Genomic DNA, 5,405 nt, shown 5'->3' on the forward strand with positions numbered 1-5,405 from the left:
CGCGACCGGTTCCCGGCTCCTCCGGGCGAGCGCGCCACTTGCGCCGCTTTGCTGCAGGCACGCCTGTCGCGTAGCGGCGGAGCCGGCGCGCAACGGCCGGCCCGGTGCGGAAATCGCCTGGGCCGGGCATCCGCCCAGTCAGGGCACCTAAGATATTCGCGTGGCTGCAATCAATTTGGGAATGCCCAAAGTACCTGAAATCCTCGCTCCCCGGCGCAAGAGCCGGCAGATCAAGGTCGGCAAGGTCCTCGTCGGCGGTGACGCCCGTGTGAGCGTCCAGTCGATGACGACGACCCCGACCACCAACATCAACGGCACCCTGCAGCAGATCGCCGAACTCACGGCGAGCGGATGCGATATCGTGCGTGTCGCCGTCCCGAGCCGTGACGACGCAGAGGCCCTGCCGATCATCGCGAAGAAGAGCCAGATCCCCGTGATCGCGGACATCCACTTCCAGCCGAGTTACGTGTTCGCGGCGATCGACGCGGGCTGCGCCGGCGTGCGGGTCAACCCGGGCAACATCCGCAAGTTCGACGACCAGGTCGGCAAGATCGCGGCGGCGGCCAAGGCCGCCGGCGTCTCGATCCGGATCGGCGTCAACGCCGGCTCCCTCGAGCCGAGCATCATGCAGAAGTACGGCAAGGCCACCCCTGAGGCGCTCGTCGAGAGCGCCGTCTGGGAGGCGAGCCTCTTCGAGGAACACGACTTCCACGACTTCAAGATCTCGGTCAAGCACAACGACCCCGTGATCATGGTCAAGGCGTACCGCCTCCTCGCCGAGCGCGGCGACTGGCCCCTGCACCTGGGTGTCACCGAGGCCGGCCCCTCCTTCCAGGGCACCATAAAGAGCGCGACGGCCTTCGGCATCCTGCTCGGCGAGGGCATCGGCGACACCATCCGCGTGTCGCTCAGCGCCCCTCCCGCCGAAGAGGTCAAGGTCGGCCTGCAGATCCTCCAGTCGCTCAACCTCCGCGAACGCAAGCTCGAGATCGTCTCCTGCCCGAGTTGCGGCCGCGCCCAGGTGGATGTCTACAAGCTCGCGAACGACGTCACCGACGGCCTCGAGGGCATGACCGTTCCTTTGCGCGTCGCCGTGATGGGCTGCGTCGTCAACGGACCGGGCGAGGCCCGCGACGCCGACCTCGGCGTCGCATCCGGCAACGGCAAGGGCCAGATCTTCGTGCGCGGCGAGGTCATCAAGACCGTGCCGGAGTCCGAGATCGTCGCGACCCTGATCGAGGAGGCCAACCGCCTCGCCGCAGAGATGCCGCCGTCCGAGGACTCCCTCGGCGTCCCCGTGGTCACCATCTCGCGGTAGCGCGACCCGCCGCAACCGCCGCATTCCCGCGGAAACTGTTGCCGTTGCGGACAACTGAGCCTGCTCTGCCGGCCACGGTTGTCCGCAACGGCAACAGTCGTGTCCGGCGCGCGCCGTAAAGTAGGGGGGTGCCTACACGTCTGTCGTCTTATTTCCTCCGTACCCTTCGCGAAGACCCCTCGGATGCCGAGGTCACCAGTCACCGACTCCTCGTCCGGGCCGGTTACATCCGCCGCCAGGCCCCCGGCATCTTCGCCTGGCTCCCGATCGGCCTCCGCGTCAAGAACAAGATCGAGACCATCGTCCGCGAGGAGATGGCCGAGGCCGGTGCCTTCGAGGTGCACTTCCCCGCCCTGCTCCCGCGCGAACCCTACGAGGTCACCGGCCGCTGGGACGAGTACGGCGAGGGCCTCTTCCGCCTCCAGGACCGCAAGGGCAGCGACCTCCTGCTCGCGCCGACCCACGAGGAGGTCTTCACGCTGCTCGTCAAGGACCTCTACAACAGCTACAAGGACCTGCCCCTGTCGATCTACCAGATCCAGGACAAGTACCGCGACGAGGCCCGTCCCCGCGCCGGCCTCCTCCGCGGCCGCGAGTTCACGATGAAGGACGCGTACTCCTTCGACTACACCGACGCCGGCCTCGACCTGAGCTACCAGGCCCAGCGCGACGCCTACGAGCGCATCTTCACCCGTCTCGGCCTCGAGTACGTCATCGTCAAGGCGGATGCCGGTGCGATGGGCGGATCCCGGAGCGAAGAGTTCCTGCACCCCACCCCCATCGGCGAAGACACCTTCGTGCGTTCGGCGGGCGGGTACGCCGCCAACGTCGAGGCATTCACGACCCTGGTCCCTCCCGTCATCGACTGGACGGCGCTTCCGGCCGCCGAGGTGCACGACACCCCGGACACCCCGACCATCCAGACCCTCGTCGACAGCGCGAACGCGAACCACCCGCGCACCGACGGCAGGGAGTGGACCGCAGCGGACACCCTCAAGAACATCGTGCTCGCCCTGACCAACCTCGACGGCACCCGCGACCTCGTCATCGTCGGCGTTCCGGGTGACCGCGACGTCGACCTCAAGCGCGCCGAGGTCGCCTTCGCCCCCGCAGAGGTCGAAGCGGCGAACGCAGGCGACCTCGCCAAGCACCCGGGTCTCGTCACGGGCTACATCGGACCGTGGGCCCTGGCCGGTGCAGTGCTCGGCGAGAAATCGGCCACCGGCATCCGTTATCTCGTCGACCCCCGCGTCGTCGACGGCACCGCGTGGATCACCGGAGCGAACGAGAACGGTCGTCACGTCTTCGGCCTCGTCGCCGGGCGCGACTTCGCCGCCGACGGAACCGCGGAGGTCGCGAACGTTCGCGCCGGCGACCCGGCGCCCGACGGCTCCGGCCCTGTCGAGCTTGCCCGCGGCGTCGAGATCGGCCACGTCTTCCAGCTCGGCCGGAAGTACGCCGAAGCGCTCGGACTCAAGGTTCTCGACGAGAACGGAAAGCTCGTCACGGTCACGATGGGTTCGTACGGGATCGGGGTCACCCGCATCCTCGCCCTCCTCGCGGAGCTCAACAACGATCCGAAGGGCCTGATCTGGCCGGTGTCGGTCGCCCCGTTCGACGTGCACGTGATCGCGGCAGGGCGCGACGAGATCGTCTTCGAGACCGCGGCCGCGGTGGCCGCGACCCTCGAGGCGACCGGGCGGGAGGTCATCTACGACGACCGCCGCAAGGTCTCGCCCGGCGTCAAGTTCGGCGACGCCGAACTGATCGGGGTCCCGCAGATCGTGATCGTCGGACGCGGAGCCGTCGACGGCATCGTCGAGCTCTGGGACCGCAGCTCGGGAGAGCGCATCCAGTGCGCTGTGGACAACCTCGGGGCGCACTTCGCCTGAGAACCGCCCAGAAAGTCCGTCTGGAACAGGCGCCCGTCCCCTTCGGGGTGACGGGCGCCTGTTCCGTCGGGTACCGTAGATACCAGCCCGCTGCGCAGTTTCGCGGCGGCAGAATCTGAATAGAGGAGGCCGGCCATGGACATCGACCTCAGCGTGTTGCGGCAGTTGGAGCGCGAGAAAGAGATTCCCTTCGAGGAACTCGTGCAGATCATCGAGCAGGCGATCTTGACGGCATACGTCAAGCACACCCACCAGGGTGAGACAACGAAGCAGGCCGTCGAAGAAGAGCCGGAAGCGCGTGTCGTCCTCGACCGCAAGTCCGGCCATGTCGACATTTTTGTACCAGAGCTCGACGACGACGGCAACGTCATCGGCGAAGCGATCAACAACCCGACCGACTTCGGCCGGATCGCGGCCTTCGCCGCGAAGCAGGTCATCAACCAGCGTCTCCGCGACCTGGCCGATGACGCGGTACTCGGAGAATTCAAGGGACGCGAGGGCGAGATCGTCGCCGGCGTCATCCAGCAGGGCCCGAACCCGCGGATGATCCACGTCGACCTCGGCACGATCGAAGCGATCCTTCCGCCGGAAGAACAGGTCCCCGGCGAGACCTACGTGCACGGAGCCCGGATCCGGGTCTACGTCACGGCCGTCGGCAAGGGCCTCAAGGGGCCGCAGATCACCGTGTCGCGCACCCACCCGTCCCTCGTCCGGCGCCTGTTCGCCCTCGAGGTCCCCGAGATCGCGAGCGGTGTCGTCGAGATCGTCTCCCTCGCCCGCGAGGCCGGCCACCGCACCAAGATGGCCGTGCGCGCGACCGAGCCCGGCGTCAACGCCAAGGGCGCCTGCATCGGCGAACTGGGCCAGCGCGTCCGGGCCGTGACGGCTGAGCTCAACAACGAGAAGATCGACATCGTCGACTACTCGCCGGACCTCGCGACGTTCGTCGCGAGCGCCCTGTCGCCGGCTAAGGTGACGAGCGCCTACGTGATCGACCAGTCGATCAAGGCCGTTCGCGCCCTCGTTCCCGACTACCAGCTCTCGCTCGCGATCGGCAAGGAGGGCCAGAATGCCCGTCTGGCCGCCAAGCTGACGGGTGCCAAAATCGACATCCAGCCGGACAGCATCCTGGAGGACACGGAATAGGGGGTACGATGGAACCCGTTAGAACGTGCATTGGATGCCGTTCGCGCGCTCCGCGTGCCTCTTTACAGAGGTTCGTAGCCCGAGACTCGGAACTCGTGGTGGATCAAACCGCCACTCTGCCCGGTCGAGGCGCGTGGCTGCATCCCAGCATCGAATGCTTCCAAGACGCACTGCGGCGACGCGCTTTCGGGCGTGCCCTTCGCGTGACCAGTCCTCTGGACGCGAAACAACTAGAGAACAGGCTGAACTGGCTAATGGACAACTAATGAGCGGCTCGAAATGAGACCCGTCCGTTACTAACGGTCTGCCCCTTTCCGGGTGCAGACCCGGAATTGGAGAATTGTGGCTGCGAAACCACGCGTACATGAGATCGCTAGCGAGCTCAATGTCGACAGCAAGGTAGCCCTTGCGAAACTGAAAGAGATGGGCGAGTTCGTCAAGGGCCCGTCCAGCAGTGTTGAACCCCCGGTAGCCCGTCGTCTGCGCGCGGCTCTGCTGGCCGACGCCGCTTCCGGCGCCGGAACCACTGCCCCGTCAACCACCCCGGGTGCCAGCGCAACGCCGGGTGCCCCCACAGGCGTCAAGCCCGGCGCGCGGCCCTCACCGGCCCGCCTCGCGGTCAAGCCGGGTGCACGCCCGAGTGCGGCTCCTGCCGCGCCCGTCGAAGCCCCCGCAGCGGATGCCGCACCGCATCCCGTCGCGCCCCTCACCGTCGCAGAGCGCCAGACGGTCGCCGTCGAAAAGGCCGCAGCCGCTGAGAAGTCCGCGAGCATCGAGAAGGCTGCCGAACAGGCTGCCGCAGCAGACCCGACCGCCCCGAAGACGGCCACCCCGGCGGCCAAGTCCGACCGTGGTCCGTCCACGGGCGCCAAGCCCGGCGCGAGCGTTCCGCGCCCGCCGTCGGCACGTCCGGGCAACAACCCCTTCGCCAGCAACCAGGGCATGGGCAAGACCCCCACGCCGCGTCCGGGCAACAACCCGTTCGCGAGCGCACAGGGCATGGGCCAGCGCCCGCCGTCCTCGACGGCCCCGAGCAACATCCCCCGTCC

5 protein-coding genes are annotated in these 5,405 nt (G+C 67.8%); all 5 read left to right on the forward strand.

Annotated elements, in window-relative coordinates:
- Positions 1-160 precede the first annotated feature (160 nt).
- Positions 161-1,318 (forward strand): flavodoxin-dependent (E)-4-hydroxy-3-methylbut-2-enyl-diphosphate synthase, encoded by a 1,158-nt coding sequence (gene ispG, locus QN345_RS15075; protein WP_322188184.1) that lies wholly within the window; start codon positions 161-163, stop codon positions 1,316-1,318.
- Between the two features lie 128 nt (positions 1,319-1,446).
- Positions 1,447-3,210 carry a proline--tRNA ligase gene (locus tag QN345_RS15080; protein WP_134445865.1) on the forward strand — a complete coding sequence of 588 codons (1,764 nt, stop codon included), beginning with the start codon at positions 1,447-1,449 and terminating at the stop codon, positions 3,208-3,210.
- 135 nt (positions 3,211-3,345) lie between these two features.
- Entirely contained in the window at positions 3,346-4,356 is a 1,011-nt protein-coding gene (gene nusA, locus QN345_RS15085) for a transcription termination factor NusA (RefSeq protein ID WP_134445864.1), read from the forward strand.
- 8 nt (positions 4,357-4,364) lie between these two features.
- On the forward strand, positions 4,365-4,622 hold the full coding sequence (locus tag QN345_RS15090; protein WP_134445863.1) for a YlxR family protein: 258 nt from the start codon (positions 4,365-4,367) through the stop codon (positions 4,620-4,622).
- 76 nt (positions 4,623-4,698) lie between these two features.
- Positions 4,699-5,405, forward strand: a 707-nt coding sequence (locus QN345_RS15095) for a translation initiation factor IF-2 N-terminal domain-containing protein (protein WP_323508817.1), incomplete at its 3' end; no start/stop codon positions are given.

Origin of the sequence: Cryobacterium sp. 10I1 (genome assembly GCF_035019805.1) — a bacterium.
Classification (GTDB): Bacteria; Actinomycetota; Actinomycetes; order Actinomycetales; family Microbacteriaceae; genus Cryobacterium; species Cryobacterium glucosi.